At 58.9% G+C, this 15,894-nt stretch carries 12 protein-coding genes and 1 tRNA gene; 1 reads left to right on the top strand and 12 read right to left on the bottom strand.

Annotation, left to right across the window (positions count from 1 at the left end; translation table 11 throughout):
• Positions 1-38: 38 nt before the first annotated feature.
• From HMPREF7215_RS11780 to HMPREF7215_RS11740, 9 genes are all read right to left on the bottom strand, one after another.
• A complete protein-coding gene (locus HMPREF7215_RS11780; RefSeq protein ID WP_009166146.1) occupies positions 39-1,076 on the bottom strand; it encodes a nicotinate phosphoribosyltransferase in 1,038 nt (345 codons plus the stop codon).
• 22 nt (positions 1,077-1,098) lie between these two features.
• Positions 1,099-1,320, bottom strand: coding sequence for a preprotein translocase subunit SecG (gene secG / locus HMPREF7215_RS11775; protein ID WP_009166145.1), 222 nt, complete (start codon positions 1,318-1,320; stop codon positions 1,099-1,101).
• A 143-nt stretch (positions 1,321-1,463) separates the two neighbouring features.
• Positions 1,464-2,075 carry an RdgB/HAM1 family non-canonical purine NTP pyrophosphatase gene (gene rdgB / locus HMPREF7215_RS11770; protein WP_009166144.1) on the bottom strand — a complete coding sequence of 204 codons (612 nt, stop codon included), beginning with the start codon at positions 2,073-2,075 and terminating at the stop codon, positions 1,464-1,466.
• Entirely contained in the window at positions 2,072-2,827 is a 756-nt protein-coding gene (rph, locus tag HMPREF7215_RS11765; protein WP_009166143.1) for a ribonuclease PH, read from the bottom strand. The genes rdgB and rph overlap by 4 nt, the downstream gene beginning before the upstream one ends.
• An 89-nt stretch (positions 2,828-2,916) precedes the next feature.
• A complete protein-coding gene (locus HMPREF7215_RS11760; RefSeq protein WP_009166142.1) occupies positions 2,917-3,576 on the bottom strand; it encodes a GerMN domain-containing protein in 660 nt (219 codons plus the stop codon).
• 48 nt (positions 3,577-3,624) lie between these two features.
• Entirely contained in the window at positions 3,625-5,142 is a 1,518-nt protein-coding gene (locus tag HMPREF7215_RS11755; protein WP_198004615.1) for an N-acetylmuramoyl-L-alanine amidase family protein, read from the bottom strand.
• 106 nt (positions 5,143-5,248) lie between these two features.
• Complete coding sequence (locus HMPREF7215_RS11750; protein ID WP_009166140.1) at positions 5,249-6,598, bottom strand: TldD/PmbA family protein; 1,350 nt, start codon at positions 6,596-6,598, stop codon at positions 5,249-5,251.
• 11 nt (positions 6,599-6,609) lie between these two features.
• Positions 6,610-7,437 carry a PHP domain-containing protein gene (locus HMPREF7215_RS11745; protein WP_009166139.1) on the bottom strand — a complete coding sequence of 276 codons (828 nt, stop codon included), beginning with the start codon at positions 7,435-7,437 and terminating at the stop codon, positions 6,610-6,612.
• Between the two features lie 333 nt (positions 7,438-7,770).
• Positions 7,771-7,847 (bottom strand) — tRNA-Ile (locus HMPREF7215_RS11740).
• Positions 7,848-8,338: 491 nt separating this feature from the next.
• Here HMPREF7215_RS11740 and HMPREF7215_RS11735 point away from each other — a divergent pair.
• A complete protein-coding gene (locus HMPREF7215_RS11735) occupies positions 8,339-9,739 on the top strand; it encodes a Do family serine endopeptidase (protein ID WP_009166137.1) in 1,401 nt (466 codons plus the stop codon).
• 359 nt (positions 9,740-10,098) lie between these two features.
• On the opposite strand, the gene HMPREF7215_RS11725 is transcribed toward HMPREF7215_RS11735, so the two are convergent.
• The 3 genes from HMPREF7215_RS11725 to HMPREF7215_RS11715 form a co-directional block, all read right to left on the bottom strand.
• Positions 10,099-10,614 carry an OmpH/Skp family outer membrane protein gene (locus tag HMPREF7215_RS11725; RefSeq protein WP_040551191.1) on the bottom strand — a complete coding sequence of 172 codons (516 nt, stop codon included), beginning with the start codon at positions 10,612-10,614 and terminating at the stop codon, positions 10,099-10,101.
• Positions 10,615-10,717: 103 nt separating this feature from the next.
• Positions 10,718-14,908: a YadA-like family protein gene (locus tag HMPREF7215_RS12605; protein WP_009166134.1), complete on the bottom strand. Its 4,191-nt coding sequence runs from the start codon at positions 14,906-14,908 to the stop codon at positions 10,718-10,720.
• A 417-nt stretch (positions 14,909-15,325) separates the two neighbouring features.
• Positions 15,326-15,877, bottom strand: coding sequence for a LemA family protein (locus HMPREF7215_RS11715; protein WP_009166133.1), 552 nt, complete (start codon positions 15,875-15,877; stop codon positions 15,326-15,328).
• Positions 15,878-15,894: the final 17 nt, after the last annotated feature.

The following is a 15,894-nucleotide window of genomic DNA, read 5'->3' as shown; positions in this document are numbered from 1 at the left end:
GAGCTCGAACGAGGAGGCGCGTTTCTCACAATTGGATATTATACTCTCACAAGCAGCGGATTGTCCAGTGGTCCGGGCAATCTGCCTCGTTTTGCCACGGGTTTTCCGTCAACTTCTTTGAGATCGAGCGTCATGTCGATCTGAGCGCCGTGGCAGATGTAGCTGCCCACGCCGAAAGTGTCGGCTCCGGCCTCGGAAAGGACGCGGATCCGCTCGGGCGTCAAGCCGCCCGTCGCGACGATCTTGACGTGTTTAAACCCGGCCATGTCGAGGCGGTAACGGACCTCGCGGATCAATTCGGGAGTAACGCCGCCGCGCTCGCTGGGCGTGTCCAGACGAATGGCGCCAAGATGCGGCCCAAGCGCCTGGGCGACGCGGAGCGCTTCTTCGCTCTCGTCCTTGAACGTATCGACGAGCACGACGCGCGTTTCGCCGGCCGGCGTGATCTCGTCGTACACTTTAGCCAGTTTGAGCGTGTCACCGGCCATCAGGATCGCCGCGTGAGGAATGGTGCCGGAAGGGTTCTGTCCCAGCAGTTTGGCGCCGAGGATACAGCTGGCCCCGGCGCAGCCGCCGACTTTCACGGCGATACGCTCCATCACGGGCGCGACCGCGGGATGAACGTGCCGCGCGCCGAAACAGAGTACGGGCTTGCCGTCCGCGGCTTCGACGCACTCGCGGGCCGCCGTCGCCCAGCTGGTCGAAGACGCCAGCATGCCCAGCAGCGTGGTCTCGTACATGCCGAAAGCGCCGTACGGCCCGGTCAGGCGCATCAGCGTATCTTTCGGCTTGAAAGGCGTGCCCTCGGGAACGGCGTCGATGCGGACGTTTTTCCCGCGGAGAAGGCGCGCCGTCTCCTCCGCGCCGGCGAAAATGCCGCTGCGGCGGGCGAATACCTCCGCCACGACCGGGGTGTTGAGAAGCCCCATATGGTCAAGCAGATCGCGGGTCCTGATGAAATAAATGTCCGTGGTCAGACCGTTGAGAATTTCCTCATGCGTTGCGCTGGGCAGACGGTCAGGGGAAACTTCTACCGACGCGACGTCTTTCAAAGTTTCGATGCTTGCAGTTGACATTGAACACGGATCTCTTTCGTATTTAGAGAACGATCAGAACAAGGGAATTGAGCATGAACAGAGCGCAGACGACCACGGTGATCTTGGACAGGCCGGAAAAGCGGGACCACTGGTTGGCCGTAGGATCGGCCAGCGTTGCTCCGCCGAAGATACCGCCGCGGCCCTGTTTGCGCGGCTGAAGCATGACCACGATCATCAGCACCACGCACAGGAGAATCTGGACAATCGCAAGAAAAGTTTTCACTGGAGCGCACCTCCGAAAATTTTTACTGAGTTTTTCGTATCCATCTTACCCGATGAATTCCGAATGATTCTACCACAAAATTCCGCCGGGGGAAAATCGTCCAGCGGGGCGACCTCAAGAGGCATGTCTGCGCGCCTGACTTTTCAGCTTTTCAGGCCGTGCAGCATTTCGATAAAAGCCTGCGACGCCTTGGCCCGGTGCGACAATTTCGCTTTCGTCTCCGCCGGCAGCTCGCCGAACGTCAGGTCATATCCTTCGGGAATGAAAAGCGGGTCGTAGCCGAAGCCGTTCCCGCCGCGCTTCTCCTGAATCACGCGGCCGTTGCAGTAGGCCAGCGTCCGCCAATGAACGCTTCCGTCGGGAAAGGCCAGCACGAGCGCCGCAGCGTAGCGGGCGAAACGGTCCGACTTGTCGGCCATGTTGGCGATCAGCCACTGGCGGCAGGCTTCGTCGTCTTCGCCGCCGACACGCGAAGAATAAATGCCCGGCCGCCAGTCCAGCGCGCGCACTTCGATGCCGCTGTCGTCGCTGATGGCGGGCAGCCCCGTATGTTTTGCCCAGGCGCAGGCTTTCAGCGCCGCGTTTTCCAGAAAAGTGGCGCCGGTCTCCTCCACGTTCAGCGGGCGTTCGCAACCGCCGCCGAAGATCAGCTCGATCCCGAGCGGCGCGAGAAGAGCGCAGAACTCTTCGTACTTGTGCCGGTTGCCGCTGGCGATCACCAATTTTTGCAGTGAAACGCCGTCCATCACGATCATTTACGGACCTCCTCGTCAGCCCACCGCAGCACATGCCGCTGCAGCGCCATCAGTTCGTGGATCCCCGCCGACGCCAGATCGAGCATCCCCGCCATCTCCTCGCGGGAGAAGACGCCGCCTTCGCCCGTTCCCTGCACTTCGATAAAATCGCCCTGTCCGTTCATGACGACGTTGAAATCGACCTCGGCGGTGCTGTCTTCCTCGTAACACAGATCCAGCAGCAGCTGCCCCCGCACTTTTCCGACGCTGACGGCCGCCACCGGTGATTTGAGCGGCAATTTTTCGAAAGCCCCCTGTCCGCGCAGCCAGCGCAGCGCGTCGACCAGCGCCACATAGGCGCCGGTGATCGAAGCGGTGCGCGTGCCGCCGTCCGCTTGGATCACGTCGCAGTCGAGCGTGACGCAGCGCTCGCCCAGCGCGTCAAGATCCACGGCGGCGCGCAGAGAACGGCCGATGAGGCGCTGGATTTCCTGGCTGCGTCCGTTGATCCGCCCTTTTGTGGAATCCCGCGGCACGCGCGTCATCGTCGAGCGCGGCAACAACGAATATTCGGCCGTCACCCAGCCTTTGCCCTGTCCGCGCAAAAAGGGCGGCACTTTGTCCTCCACCGTAGCCGTGCAGAGCACTCTGGTGCGCCCGCAGGAAATCACGCAGGAGCCTTCGGCGTAAACGTTCCAGTTTCGTTCCATGGTCACGGGGCGAAGCGCGTCAGCCCGTTCTCTCGTCAAAGTATGAATCTCTTTCGCCTCCATAAACGATGGACAGTTTTTCTCTGTCCTCGGCAATTTTGAAAAATACAAGATCAGCGCGCACGAGCGTTTTCTGCGCGCTGACCTCTCATTCAGCCGTTCGCGTTTTCCAATCCCCAGGGGTCGGAAAGGCGAATCGAGCCGACGTTCTGCACCCAGCGGCCTTCCTGAAGGAAATAGACCTGTTTGACCGGCAGGAAATTCTCCACGACCGTGCGCACGATTCCCGTCAGCATCAGCAAAGCGCGCTCTTCGGACATCTTTCCCAGGCCGGCGGCGAAGCCCTGCGGCAGATCAAGATAAACGGCGATGCCGTCGCGATAGACGTGTTTCGCTTCGATCACGTTGGCCCAGCTTTCCGAAGATTCCCGGAAGACCGCGTTCACGGCCTGGACGATCTCGTCTTCCTGCACTTCGGACAGGACCTTCATGCTGGCTTTCACCATGCCGTCGCGCCCGAGCGGGTATACCACAAGCTCTTTGCGCGGCCCCACGACGCTGTCGTTCGAATCCCCGGCCGCCAGGAGACGCTGCAGGTCCTCCGTATTGGAGACGATATTTTCCTGTTTGAGCACGTTCTTGCGGTCAAGCATCTTCAAAAACAGATCGGCCCCATAATAACCTGCCGCCAGAAAGATCACCATCACGCTCAGCTGCGCCAGCACGCGCAGAAAAAACGGCGCGCGCCGCCGCGGCTGATAATATTCCTCACGGTCGGGCATTCGCGGTCGGCGCGAGATTTCATCGTTCACTGTCGATCACTCCTCAAATAGGATCTCTTTCCCAAGAACTTTCGGGAATTAACGGTTGATGAAATTTATTATACCTGATGCAATCGATTCCGCCATTCGCTGCTGATACGCCGGCTGCGCCAAACGCTTCGCTTCCGACAGCTCAGTGATGAATCCCGTCTCGATCAGCACCGACGGCATGACCGCGCCGCGCAGCACCCAGAAAGGCGCCTGAGCGACCCGCTTCATGTCCAGCCGGCTCTCCTGCCCCGCTTTGAACAGCTCCTCGGCCAGGTCGGTACTTTCGTCGATCTTGGCATTCTGCTGCATGTTGCCCAAGATCGACAGCAACATTTCAGTTCTCTTGTCCGACGATCCCTTCTTGCCGGAACTGTCCTCGGCTATCTCGGCGTTTTCGATTTTCGCCAGCGTCATGGCGTCTTTGTCGGTCGGCAGAGCCATGATGTAGATCTCCACGCCTTTGGAATGGCGCCCTTTGGGCAAAGCGTTGAGGTGGATGCTGATAAACACGTCCGCTTTCCAGTCGTTCGCCATCTGCGTGCGTTCCCGCAGCGTGGGATAGGTATCCCCTTCCCGGGTCATCCGCACGGTCACCGCTCGCGAACGCAGTTCTTTCGCCACCCGCTTGGCAATCTGCAAGGCGAGGTCTTTCTCCCGATAGCCGTGCGCCATGGCGCCGGGATCCTTGCCGCCGTGTCCCGCGTCGATGACGACGAGCTTCTTGCCCTTGCGGGAGCGCGGCGCCGGAGAAGGCGGCTTTTTTTCACGGGCTTTGTCCTCTCCGCCTTTTGCGCTCAGGATCTTATCATCCTTCTGACTTCCGTCCCTCGCGGAAAATTTCTCGTCCTCGTTTCGACGCGAGGTTTTGTCGTCCAGTTTGAAATCCATGACAAGACGGTAAGGATCGCTCAATATGAAGACTTTGACCGTTCTGCCGGGAAAAGAAAAATCCAGCCGCGCCGTGGCGTCGTTTTTAACCGACAGGGTTATGTCGGAACGCGCGGATTTGAGCTCGCGCCTCCGCGAGGCATTTATCGGCGCAAGCACCACGGTCAACGTTTCATCCTGAACAGTATACGAAGGTTCGGCGGAGCCCTCGAGATCGATGACAGCCCGCGCATCGGCATGATCGCCGCCCCATCTCAGCGCCTTCAGCCGGGGAAGGTCCTGCGCCTTTTGCTGTCCCTGCCGCAGGGATTGCCGCTGTGACGCGTCGTTGGCGGGCGTTTTCTTCCGATCGACCGTTTTCCGCTCCGCCGGGGGCGTTTGCCGCTTTCCCGTTCCTGACCATTGCAGCGCCGCGTTTCGCCCGTTTCTCTTCAGAAATTGCGAGAACACGCTCAATACCGTGTCAGTATCAACCCACCAGTGCCCGTCCTCCATGCGCGCCCGTGCCGGCAGAGCGACGACGCTGTAACCAATCCACACGACCGCCGCGCCGCGCACGAAGCGCAGCCCGACGGGAGCCTGCACGACCAGTTCCTCTTTTTCCTGCCGGGTCTGATATCCAAGGCCTGACGCTATCTGATCCACCGCCGCCATGCGGAGCGAATGAAACTCCCTCACCTCCGCGCTCCCGGATACTCCGGCGCCGGTCCACTGCCACATGTTTGCGCCGGCACTCGGAACGGCCAGAAGGCAAAGGAAAACGACAAGCGCGAAGTTCAAACATTTATTTTCCAGCCACCGCAATATCGTCCACCACCATTGTGCAGCCGCCGAAACGGTCGTAGAACCGTAAATCGCCGCCTACTTCAATAATTTTATGCAGGAAATCGCACAGATTTCCGGCGATCGTCACCGCGGAGACGGGACGAAAAACGCCGTGCTTACGATACAGCCCTCGCGCCGCCAGCGAAAAATCCCCGCTGACCGAGTCAACCGTATGCAGCCCCATCAGCTCAGTGACACAGAAGCAGTCGTCGTAAACCGCCGCAAGTTCCTCCGCCGAACGCGTTCCAGGCACGACGAACAGATTGCTCACGTCGACGTCGGGCAAAGAAGAAAGCCCGCGGCTGCCGTTCCCCGTCGAAACTGTTCCGAGACGTTTTCCGTATTGCAGATTGCTCAGCCAGGAAACGAGACGGCCGTGGTCAAGCAGAACCGTCCGCTGCGTGGCAACGCACTCGGCGTCGCAGGCGGCCGTTCCCATGCCGCTATAAAGCCGCCCGTCGTCCACAAGCGTCACAACGGGGGAAGCCACCCGTTCCCCCATTTTATCGGCCAGAAGCGTCAGCCCCTTGCAGACATTCGAGGCGAAGAACAGCTCCGACAGGGCGCCCAGAAAGGAAGCGACGACCTCCGGCTCAAGGATGAGCGTATAGCGCCCCGTCGGCAAAGGCTCACCGTGCAGCGGGCGTACCGTGCGCGCGACAGCCTCGTCGACCGGCAACCGGGAAGAGAGCGCCGCCCGAGAACGCCCGTCCACACTTGTTCCGCCAATCTCGACGGCCTCGCCGTCCTCCGCCAGCAGAGTGACGCCAGTTTCGCCGGTAGCGGAGCGGCCGTGACAGGAAACGCCATAGCTGTTGATCGTCAGCGATTCTTCCCAGCCGATAAAAATACTGGCATCGCGCACCTTGCGCACGCGCCGGTCGAGAGCTCGGGCCCGACGACTCATTTCCATACAGAGTTCGATCTGTTCCCGGGGATCCCACGCGACCAAATCAGGATCATAAACGCCCAGATCAATCGCCGGAGCCGTCGGCTGCGTCCTCGCAAAAACGACGTCGTCCTCCGCGGCTCCATGCCGCGCATTGCGAAAAGCGTCTTCACACAGCGCGGCGGCGGCGTGGTCGTCGATATCATAAAGGCTTGCCACGCCCTGGCGATGCTCCCGGTCCAATATGCGCAGCCCGAGACAATCGGAAATCGAAGCATGACTTTTTTCCAGCGCCTCATCGCAGACCGAAAACGAGCGACTGCCGTAACTGCACCAGACACATTCCGCCGCCAGCGCTCCGCCGGCTTTGGCACAAGAAAGCATGCGTTCGAGCAAACGCTGGGCCCTGTTGATATCCATCCGGACGACCCCTACATCCTCAATCCCAAACGAGCCCACGGCAAAAGATCTTCGGGGACCGACACGCCGAAATGGTACCCGGGACGTCCTCTGCCATGGTAATCGGAGCCCGCCGTGACCTCGAGACCGTTCGCCGCCGCCAGCGCTTTGTAGGCCTCGCTCTGCTCCCTGCTGTGGTGCCCCGAATAACATTCAAGCCCCCAGAGTCCAAGCGATTTCAGCCAGCGCAGAACATCCGGCAGCTCCCGGATATCCGGGCACGTCTGCACCGGATGCGCCAGCACGGAAAGGCCGCCCGCACGATGAATCGCGCGGATCGTTTCTTCCGGCGACAAACTGACCTTGTGAACGTACGCCTTCCCTTCCCGTCCCAAATACTCCGAGAAGGCCGTCGGCACGTCGTGGACAACTCCCTTGCGGATCAGCGCATAGGCAAAATGCGGACGTCCGATAACGCCCTTCCCCGCCTCATCCTGGACGTCCTTCAGCGTTATCGGGATCCCCAGTTCGTTCAACTTGGCAAGAACCCGGCGATTGCGCTCCTCGCGATAATATTGGATTTTTGCCAGCGCCGCGCGGAACTCTTCGTCCTGAGGATCATAATTATAGCCCAAGATATGCAGCGTCCGCGGATATTCTGCAGAGATCTCCACTCCCGAAACAGCTCTGATGCCCAACTTGCGGCACATCGACATGAAGGCGGGAACGCCTTTCATCGTATCATGATCGGTCAGCGACATCACCGCCAGCCCGCGTTTTTTGCCAAGGCGCGCCAACGCTTCGGGAGAATCGCTCCCATCAGAGCAGAAACTGTGAAAATGCATGTCAACGCGCATCATTTATGTTCGTCCGCCTTTCGCGAACACACTTCCCGTTTCAAGATGCCCATGAACGACGGCAACCGCGCCGCAAAACATGGTATCAACTCCTTTCGTCGTCCTGCCGAAAAGCCGACAAAACGACCGACTGCGTTAACTATAACAGAATTTAAGCCATTTTGCGAAAGGGAACCGGGCGCTCCGCCATAAATTGGTATTTTCTCCTATTTTAAGCTCAGCGCGAGATTCTCTTCCCGCGAATCCCGCCGGTACCGCGCAAGAGTCGGTAAAAAGCCCCGCTTCGGCCGAAAAAGAGCAAAAAAAACCACGACTTCCGTCGTGGCGAACTGACCATGGTGGGCCGCAGAAGATTTGAACTTCTGACCTCTCGGTTATCAGCCGAGTGCTCTGACCAACTGAGCTAGCGGCCCTCTCTCTTGAATACACGAGGATTGTACCACAAAATTCTCATTTGTGAAGCCCTGAAATCTACTTTTCCTCCGAAGATAAAGCTCGTCATCATGCCCGGTCGAAAACAATCAAATCACAGGAGCAACGCGACGGCCGCAAACCCAGGAGAGCGCTCGAGACTTATGCCGATTCCAATTAAAAAGCATAACCCCAAATCGGTACCGCTTCTTCAACCCTCCCCCAATCGTCGCAAAAAGTCCCGCACGATCGTCGGACCTTGCGGGGCTTTCAAATTCTCGTCGGATCCTCGGGCGCCTTGGCTTTTCTTTCGATATTGACCGCGCGCCGTTTTTCAGATAAACCCATTTGATTCACGCGAGACAACGAATGAAATTAAGTTCACCCATTTTGTATAAAACATCAATGCGCAAACGGCCGTTTTCGTGTATTATGTGCATCATTGAGACGGGATCGTCGTATCCCGTCCGATTCTTTGCGGAGGTGAATTTTTATGGAACTGAGAAAATTGAAAAGATCTTTTATAGGCGTCATGTTGGGCGTCATGGTCGCGGGCAGCTTGCCCGCTTTTTCCGGAACGTTGCCGCCTGAAGCGCTGACCGCCGACAGTCCCGTCGCCGATCTGGTCGAGAAAGTCGGTCATGCAGTCGTCAATATCGACGTCGAAGGCACGGTCACTCGCACGGTAAACCAGGGGCTGCCCAACGATCCCTTCTTCAGGGAATTCTTCGGCGACATGTTCCGCGAGTACACGCGCCGCGTTCCCATGAAGGGAGCCGGAAGCGGCTTCGTCGTCTCCAAGGACGGGCGCATCCTCACCAACAACCACGTGATCGACGGCGCCGACAAGATCACGGTCACGTTCTTCGACGGCAAGACCATGGAAGCTTCGGTGATCGGACGCGATCCGACGTTCGACATCGCCGTGATCAAGGTTGACGGCAAAGACCTTCCCACGCTCGAGCTGGGCGACAGCGACAAGATCCGCGTCGGCGAAACCATGGTCGCCATCGGCAACACGCTGGGGCTGGGGCTGGAGCCCACCGTCACGGTGGGCGTCCTTTCGGCGCGCAACCGCAGCATTCACTTGCAGAATTTTAACTTCGACGGCTTCCTGCAGACCGACGCTTCGATCAACCCCGGCAACAGCGGCGGCCCCCTGCTTGACATGCAGGGACGAGTGATCGGCATCAACACGGCCATCATCCCCTCGGCCCAAGGGATCGGCTTCGCGATTCCCATCAACATGGCCAAGCAGGTCATGAACGACATCGTCGCCTACGGCAAAGTCCGCCGCGGCCAGATGGGCGTCTATCTGCAGCCTATCACCGAAGACATCGCGTCGGCTTTCGAGCTGAAGAACACCAAAGGCGCCCTGATCGCCGACGTGGTTCCCGACTCCCCCGCCGAAAAGGCCGGCCTGAAGCGCGGCGACGTCATCGTCAAGCTCGACGGCAAAGAAGTGGAAGACAGCGTCAAGCTGAGCACCTCGGTGCGTCAGCGCATGGCGGGCGACAAGATCAATCTCGAAGTGCTTCGCAACGGCAAGACCATGAACTTCTCGCTGACGCTTGCGGAAGTGGACACCACGGTCGCCGACGCCAGCACGGCGGAGAAAATCGGCTTCACCGTGGCAACGATCACTCCGGAACTGCGCAAAGAGCTGAAGCTCTCGGAGCGCGACAGCGGCCTGGTCGTCACCGAAGTGGAAGAAAAATCCCTGGCGGCTCGCTCCGGCCTGCGCCGCGGCGACATCATCCTCCAGGCCGGCGGCCGTGAAGTGAACAACTCCGGCGACCTGTTCAAGATTATCGGTTCCACCAAGAGAAACCGCGTCCCCCTGCTGATCCGCAGATACGGCCGCACGCAGTACCTGCCTTTGAACGTCAAATAATACTACTTCTCAATTAAAAGGCTGAACACAAGGACGCTGCGAGGGAGATTCACAAAGCGAGCTGCGCAGACTGCGTAGCAGTCGAGATAGTTCTGAGCGACTGAACTCCCTCGCAGCGCCCGGCAAACTATGTTAATGCTTTTTATCAAGAAATAGTATAAGCTTTCCGGTTCCACAAACGAACGCCGGGATGCGGCGGACTTTTTCGTCTCCTGCATCCCGGCTTTTTCTGTCGAAGCGATAGGCGCGGCAAACAAAACGATCCCCGCCACTGGACTCGTTTTTTCCGAATCCAGCGGCGGGGATCACGTCATACTTTCAATGCGCGCTCTTCAAGACAGCGCTGTAAAAGATCGTTTCTACTTTTGGGCAGGCTGAGCCGGAGCCGGTTTGTTCACCGTCACCGTGGGCAAAGCGGCGAACTTGGGAGTGCGCTTGTTCATTTCCTTCATCACCGCGCTCGTCACGTCGAGCTTGGGGACTGCGCCAAGAAGCAGCTGACGGCTCACGACCGCCTGAACCTTGGGATTTTTCTTCTGCCACGCCTCCGTTGCCGCCATCAGTTCCGACTGCAGAACCGCCAGCACGGCATTGCGCTCGACCGCCATCTGCTGCTCCAGCGCGGCCTGTCCCTGCCTGATGATCTCCTGCGCCTCGGGCGAGTTCTCCCGGCCGCGGTACAGAGCCACCAAGTCGTTGTATCCCTTCTGAAGCACTTTCTGCACCTCGTTCAGGTGCTCCTGTCCCTTCTTGCCGGGAGTCGACTGAGCCAAGATCCTCTCCGCATCCACCACCGCGATCTCCGTGGCCGGGGCCGTTCCCGCCGCCACACCCATCAGCAATACCGCCAGAAAAATCGTCATCACTCGTCTCATCGTAAACCCTCCACACAGAAAAGAATTTTAATTTTCACATCACATTGTACCACAAAGAAGAGGGCGGATCTCAACCGCCAATCCGCCCTCTTCGCCTTGAAGGTCAGTTCGTTTTTTTGCCGCTCTGCAGCAGACGCTCCAGCTTCTCCACGCGCGCGTTCACTTCGGCCATCTGCTCGGCCTGGCGCATGTTGGTCTGCCGCAGCGAGGCCACTTCGGCCTGCAGCTCGGCGTTTTCCTTCTGCATCACGTAGACGCTGCTGATCGGACCCTTACGGTAGCGCTCGGGAATCTGATCCTTGTCTTCTTTCCTGCCGATCTTCCAGGTCAGTCCGGCGTTGGCCATCGACTCGCCGTGGTGGGTGACGGACACGCCGGCATGCACCATGAAGTCTTCCTTTAGGTAGTGCGCCCAGCCGAGGGCCAGCGCGTACTCGCCTTTGTACGCTCCGAAGCCGGCCATGATCTGGCTGGGCTCGACGGGGTCGTACTGCATCGGCTTCAAAGCACTTAGCGCCGAGCCGAGCGCGCCGACGTTCTTGATGTCGCGCCGCAGGCTGCCCATCTGGTTGTAGACGTTGCCGAAGTTGTTGTAGATGTTGTTGATCTGGTTGTCTACGGCGCTCAAAGCGTCGCCGACGTTGTGATACGTGCCGCCGCGGATGATGTAGGTGGGGGCGGAAACGCTGCCGTCGTTATTGACGGTCAAGCCGTACTTCTCGCCGCCGAGGTGGGTGGCGATGCTCGACGAGACGCCCCACAGCTGCGAGCCGTTGACCGCGTCGGTACTGGTCTGAGTGACGTCTCCCTTGGCGACGTTGACGATCTTGTGGCCGGTCGCGTCGAAGCCTTTGGCGGTGACTTTGCCGGCGAAGGTGGGGGCGTCGACGACGCCGATCTTGATGGCGCCGCTGTCGTTGCTCAGATTGATGTTGCTGCCCGCTTTGAAGTTGAGGGTGTTGTCGGTCTTGTTGACGGTCTTCACTTGCGTTCCGTCGATCTGGGCGTCCCAGCTGGTCATGGCGTTGCCGGAGATGTTGGCGATCTTGTCGTCCACGGCCTTGAGCTGGTCTTCTGTAGCCGCCTGACCGGAGGTGATGTGAAGGGGATCCCAGGTCTTATTGGTCAGCCCGTTGACGGTGCCTTTGTTACCGCTGTTGATGGTGAGCTGGCCGGTGGTCGTGCCGGAAGAGTCTTTGACGTCGAATTTCAGTTCGTTCTTGAGGCCGACGGTCAGTTTGCCGCCGTTTACCTTCGTCTCGGTGTTGACGCCGTCGCCGGCGACGTGAAGTGTCTCGCCGAGTTTCTTGTTGACGGTGCTGCCGTCGTCGGCCTTGAAGGTGAGGCCTTTGTTCACCGTGGCGCCGGTCTCGGCGATCTTGGAGTCCAGCGCCTTGAGCTGCGCCACGTTCACCGCGTCGGTGTCGGCGCTGCCGGCGGCCACGTTGGCGATCTGCCGGGTCGCGTTGGCGTTCCCCACGGAAACGGCTCCGTAGGAGCCCTTCACCGTGCCGCGCACGAGCGTGTCCATTGCCGCGCTGCTACCGGCAGGCACGTAGACGTTCGACAGCATTTGGCGATCGGCCGCGCTGAAAGCCCCCAGCGCCACGCCGCCGTCGACGGAAGCGTTGGCGTTGTGTCCCAGGATGACGGCGTTCGAGGCGTTCGTCGCCGCGGCGCTGTCTAGCGAGCCGATGATGACGTTGTGGCTCTTGCCGTCCATGCGGCGCCGGTCGCCCAGGACGATATTGAACTCGCCGTTTTTGACGGTGTTCTCCGAGCCGATCACGGTGACGCGACTGACATTCTCGCCGACGTTCTTGTAGCCGTTGAGCAGGTTGAGGTCGCTCAGTTTATTGCTTGTGCCGGTCAGCGTATTGTTGACGCCCATCAGCTGGGATCGGCGCGTCCAGTCGGCCGTGTTGCCGCCGCCGATGGCCAGTGTCGCTCCGCCGCCGTTGGAATCCTTTATGGCGGTGCGGAGCTTATCCGCCAGATCTTTAGCCGAGGAACCACCGTTGGACGGAGCGGAAATGTTGGCAATGGAGTTGGTGATCTCGTTGCCGGCGCCGAATACCAGAGAACCGTTGGAATTGAAGGTTCGGTTCGCCGTACCGACGACGCTGTTCGCCACGCCGGAATACCTAGAAGACGAGGTTGCCGATTCAACGCTGTTCAAAGAACCCATGACCGTCGCGCCGAAGTTCTGTCCGGCATACGTTGACCAATTACTGCCGTTGTATCTCCCGGAAATAATCGAGTAAGCGCCGCTCACCGTGGAGAACGCTCCCTGATTGTAGCTGTTGGTCCCGACGGTCGTGGCGTTGACGTTGATTCCCGTCGCTCGCGTGTTGGCGCTGTCGATGTCCACGTCTCCCAGCTTGCCTTTATAATTGTGGGTGCCCACCATCAGGCTGCCCGTACGGGCAAAGGTATTTTCGCCGATGGCGATGCCGCCCGCTTCCTTGGACGGATCCGCAGGAATACTCGGATAACCGCTGAAGGTTGTCTGCCCGAAAGCAAACAGTCTTTCCTGGTTGCCTGCCATGTTTTCCACTCTGGCGTTCTGGCCGATAGCAATGCTGCCGCTCTGATCGACATAATTGTCGATGTATGACTTGTTGCCGATGGCGATGTCGCCGCTGCCTCGGCCGCCGTTGCTGTCCTTGATCGTCGCTTCCATACCGATGGCCACGCTGTTATGGCTCATGGTATTTGCCTTGACGCCGGCAGCCAGAGAATTGTCGCCCTTGGCTCCGTCGTTGTTGTAATTGCTGCCGTTTCCCGTCTCCGTGGATCTGACGCTGTAATAATGCGTTTTCTCCGCATCGGCGGCCGCTTTTATCTGCTTCAGCTGCGCCACGTTGACGGCGTCTGTATCTTCCGTGCCGGCCGCCACGTTCGTAATCTGGCGGGTGATCTTGGTGTTCCCTGTCGAATCGCCTACGGAAACGGCTGCCGCCGTGGATTTCCATACGCCGGTGGCGTCGGAATTGTGGTTCGCGCCCAAAGCGTCATAACCAACGGCGCCCTTGTCCACTGAAGCCACGGAACCCGCGCCGAGCCCCACGCCGCCAGCCTTTTGTACGTCTGCATTATGCCCGATGACAACAGCGTCAGAAACCTTTAATTCTTTTTCCGCATCGGCAGAACCTAAGACAATGCTGTGGTTTGCACCGGTCAGCTTGCGTTTGTCGCCCAAGAGAAGCGCCGTCTTAGTGCCGGTCACTGTGTTTTCGGAGCCGATGACGGACACGTGCTCGACGTTAGCAGCGGTGTTCTTGTAGCCGTCGAGCAGGTTGTACTTGCTGACCGCGCCGCTTGCCCCGGTCAGTTTGTTGCCGACGCCTATCATCTGGGACGACTGGGCATATTCGGCGCTATTGGCGCCGCCAACGGCAAGAACGGCGCCGCCGGCACTTTTTGCTGTTCCGTCCATCAAGGCCTTTTGCATATCGACGACTGAATCAAAATGCTTGCTGTAAGCGGAAGTGTCGAAGCTCGCGCTGGATTCTTTCACGCTGTTCCCGGCGCCGATCACAATGGCTCCATTACTGTTGGTCACCTTATTGGCGACGCCATTGATCACGTTGGACACTCCGCTGCTGGATGAACCGTTCATCGATTCGTTCGAATTCAGAGTGCCGACTATGGTAGCGAAAGCGTTTTTAGTTGCGTTTAAAAAATTTAAGGGACTAGACGCATCATATTGACTGCTTTGAACATTGTAGCTGCCGAGAGTTGTCGCAAATCCGCCCCCGGTGTAAGAATTCGTGCCCAGCGTTGTGGACGCCACGCCGAACTGTCTTATTTTGTCCGCCGTTGTGTCGCCGATCGCGATGTTCCTCGTCTCCAACGTGTGGGCGCCGATCTGGATGGAACCGGTACGGGCGTAAGAATTGGTCCCCACGGCGATCCCTTCCGGCAAATTCTTTTTGGCACCGTTGTTGGAATGAATGTTCATTCGTCCCCAAAAATCAGGGCCGGTTACCGTCTCCCCGAACGAAAGCACGGCTTCCTGCGTGCCGCCGCCGATGATGACTTTGGCGTTTTTGCCTACGGCGATGTTCGTCCCGTCGTTGGCGGGGCTGATATCGTAAGCGATCGGATTGGCGCCGTTCGAAACGATATCGTTCGCGTCCTCCGCTTTCGACGGCACGGCCTTCATCAGCATCAGGCCGAGCGCCACGGCCGCCAGCGCGCCGCCTTTTACGACGGGCGAGCGGCGTTTTTCACCAAGAGGGGCGTCCCCTCCCCCGCCATAATTCGCTTTTGCTTCAATCTTTTTTCCCATTCGTACCAACCTCCACTTTCAAGTTCAAATTAACGCAATTAAGCTGCGTTACAACCTCAACCCAACTTCATCCCAGTTTCAATCTCGATCATTTTAACAGGCAATACCTTCACAAGCAAGTATCTTCCGATATGTTGCTCATAGATTTCTCACATTCAATCTGCCATTCGTCGGCTATCATCCAGTCGATCGTTACGAAGTCGGTCCACGCCGGGCATCTTTTCATGAAAAACGCCGTTCGGTTTGTCAGATAATCTCGCCATTTTCCGACAGCTGTACGAAAAAATTTTTTTTCTAAAAAAGTGAGGGACCGCGCGCTGAAAAAATAGCGCGCGGTCCCTTGTGTTTTGCCGTGAGTTTTACATTTTCTCTTTGAAACAACCGTCGTTTTTGTCCGTCCGCTCGACGTTTCGCGCGTCAGAATGACACTTTCGGGGCCTGGGCTTCGCCGGCGTCGCCCAGTTCGAAGAAATCGGCGTGACGAAACCCGGTCAGCGCCGCCACCAGCGACGAGGGGAAGGAGCGTACGGCCACATTGTACTCGCGCACGGCGCCGTTGTAATAACGGCGCGCCAGCTGCAGGTCGTCTTCGAGGCGGCTCAGCTCGCCCATGAGGTCGCTGAAGGCACGGTCGGCCTTGATCTGGGGATAGGCTTCGGCGACGGCAACGAAGCGTCCCAAAGCGGCGGTAAGGGCGCTCTCGGCGGCGGCGATTTCGCGGGGCGAACCGCTTCCCTGCGCCGCGCGGGCCTGCGTAACGCTGAGCAGCAGTTCTTTCTCGTGCCCAGCCAGGCCCTTTGCCGACGCGACGAGATTGGGCACCAGATCGTGGCGGCGTTTCAGCTGCACGGAAACGCCGCTCCAGCCTTCGTCCCGGCGCGAACCGAAGCGCACCAGCCGGTTATAGACGGTCACGCCCCACAGCCCGACTAGGGCGGCCGCGATAACGTAAAAAACGCTTGGGTTCATCGAGAAACCTCCTTTGC

Origin of the sequence: Pyramidobacter piscolens W5455 (genome assembly GCF_000177335.1) — a bacterium.
Classification (GTDB): Bacteria; Synergistota; Synergistia; order Synergistales; family Dethiosulfovibrionaceae; genus Pyramidobacter; species Pyramidobacter piscolens.
Note: the sequence above shows the minus strand (reverse complement) of the source record. Positions and strands in the feature narration are given on the sequence as shown.

Coding starts and splice junctions, on each gene's coding strand:
- HMPREF7215_RS11780 (WP_009166146.1), bottom strand. CDS start 1,076: ATGTCAACTGCAAGCATCGAAACTTTGAAAGACGTCGCGTCGGTAGAA.
- rdgB (WP_009166144.1), bottom strand. CDS start 2,075: ATGATCGTGATGGACGGCGTTTCACTGCAAAAATTGGTGATCGCCAGC.
- rph (WP_009166143.1), bottom strand. CDS start 2,827: ATGGAGGCGAAAGAGATTCATACTTTGACGAGAGAACGGGCTGACGCG.
- HMPREF7215_RS11750 (WP_009166140.1), bottom strand. CDS start 6,598: ATGGATATCAACAGGGCCCAGCGTTTGCTCGAACGCATGCTTTCTTGT.
- HMPREF7215_RS11745 (WP_009166139.1), bottom strand. CDS start 7,437: ATGATGCGCGTTGACATGCATTTTCACAGTTTCTGCTCTGATGGGAGC.
- HMPREF7215_RS11735 (WP_009166137.1), top strand. CDS start 8,339: ATGGAACTGAGAAAATTGAAAAGATCTTTTATAGGCGTCATGTTGGGC.
- HMPREF7215_RS11725 (WP_040551191.1), bottom strand. CDS start 10,614: ATGAGACGAGTGATGACGATTTTTCTGGCGGTATTGCTGATGGGTGTG.
- HMPREF7215_RS12605 (WP_009166134.1), bottom strand. CDS start 14,908: ATGGGAAAAAAGATTGAAGCAAAAGCGAATTATGGCGGGGGAGGGGAC.
- HMPREF7215_RS11715 (WP_009166133.1), bottom strand. CDS start 15,877: ATGAACCCAAGCGTTTTTTACGTTATCGCGGCCGCCCTAGTCGGGCTG.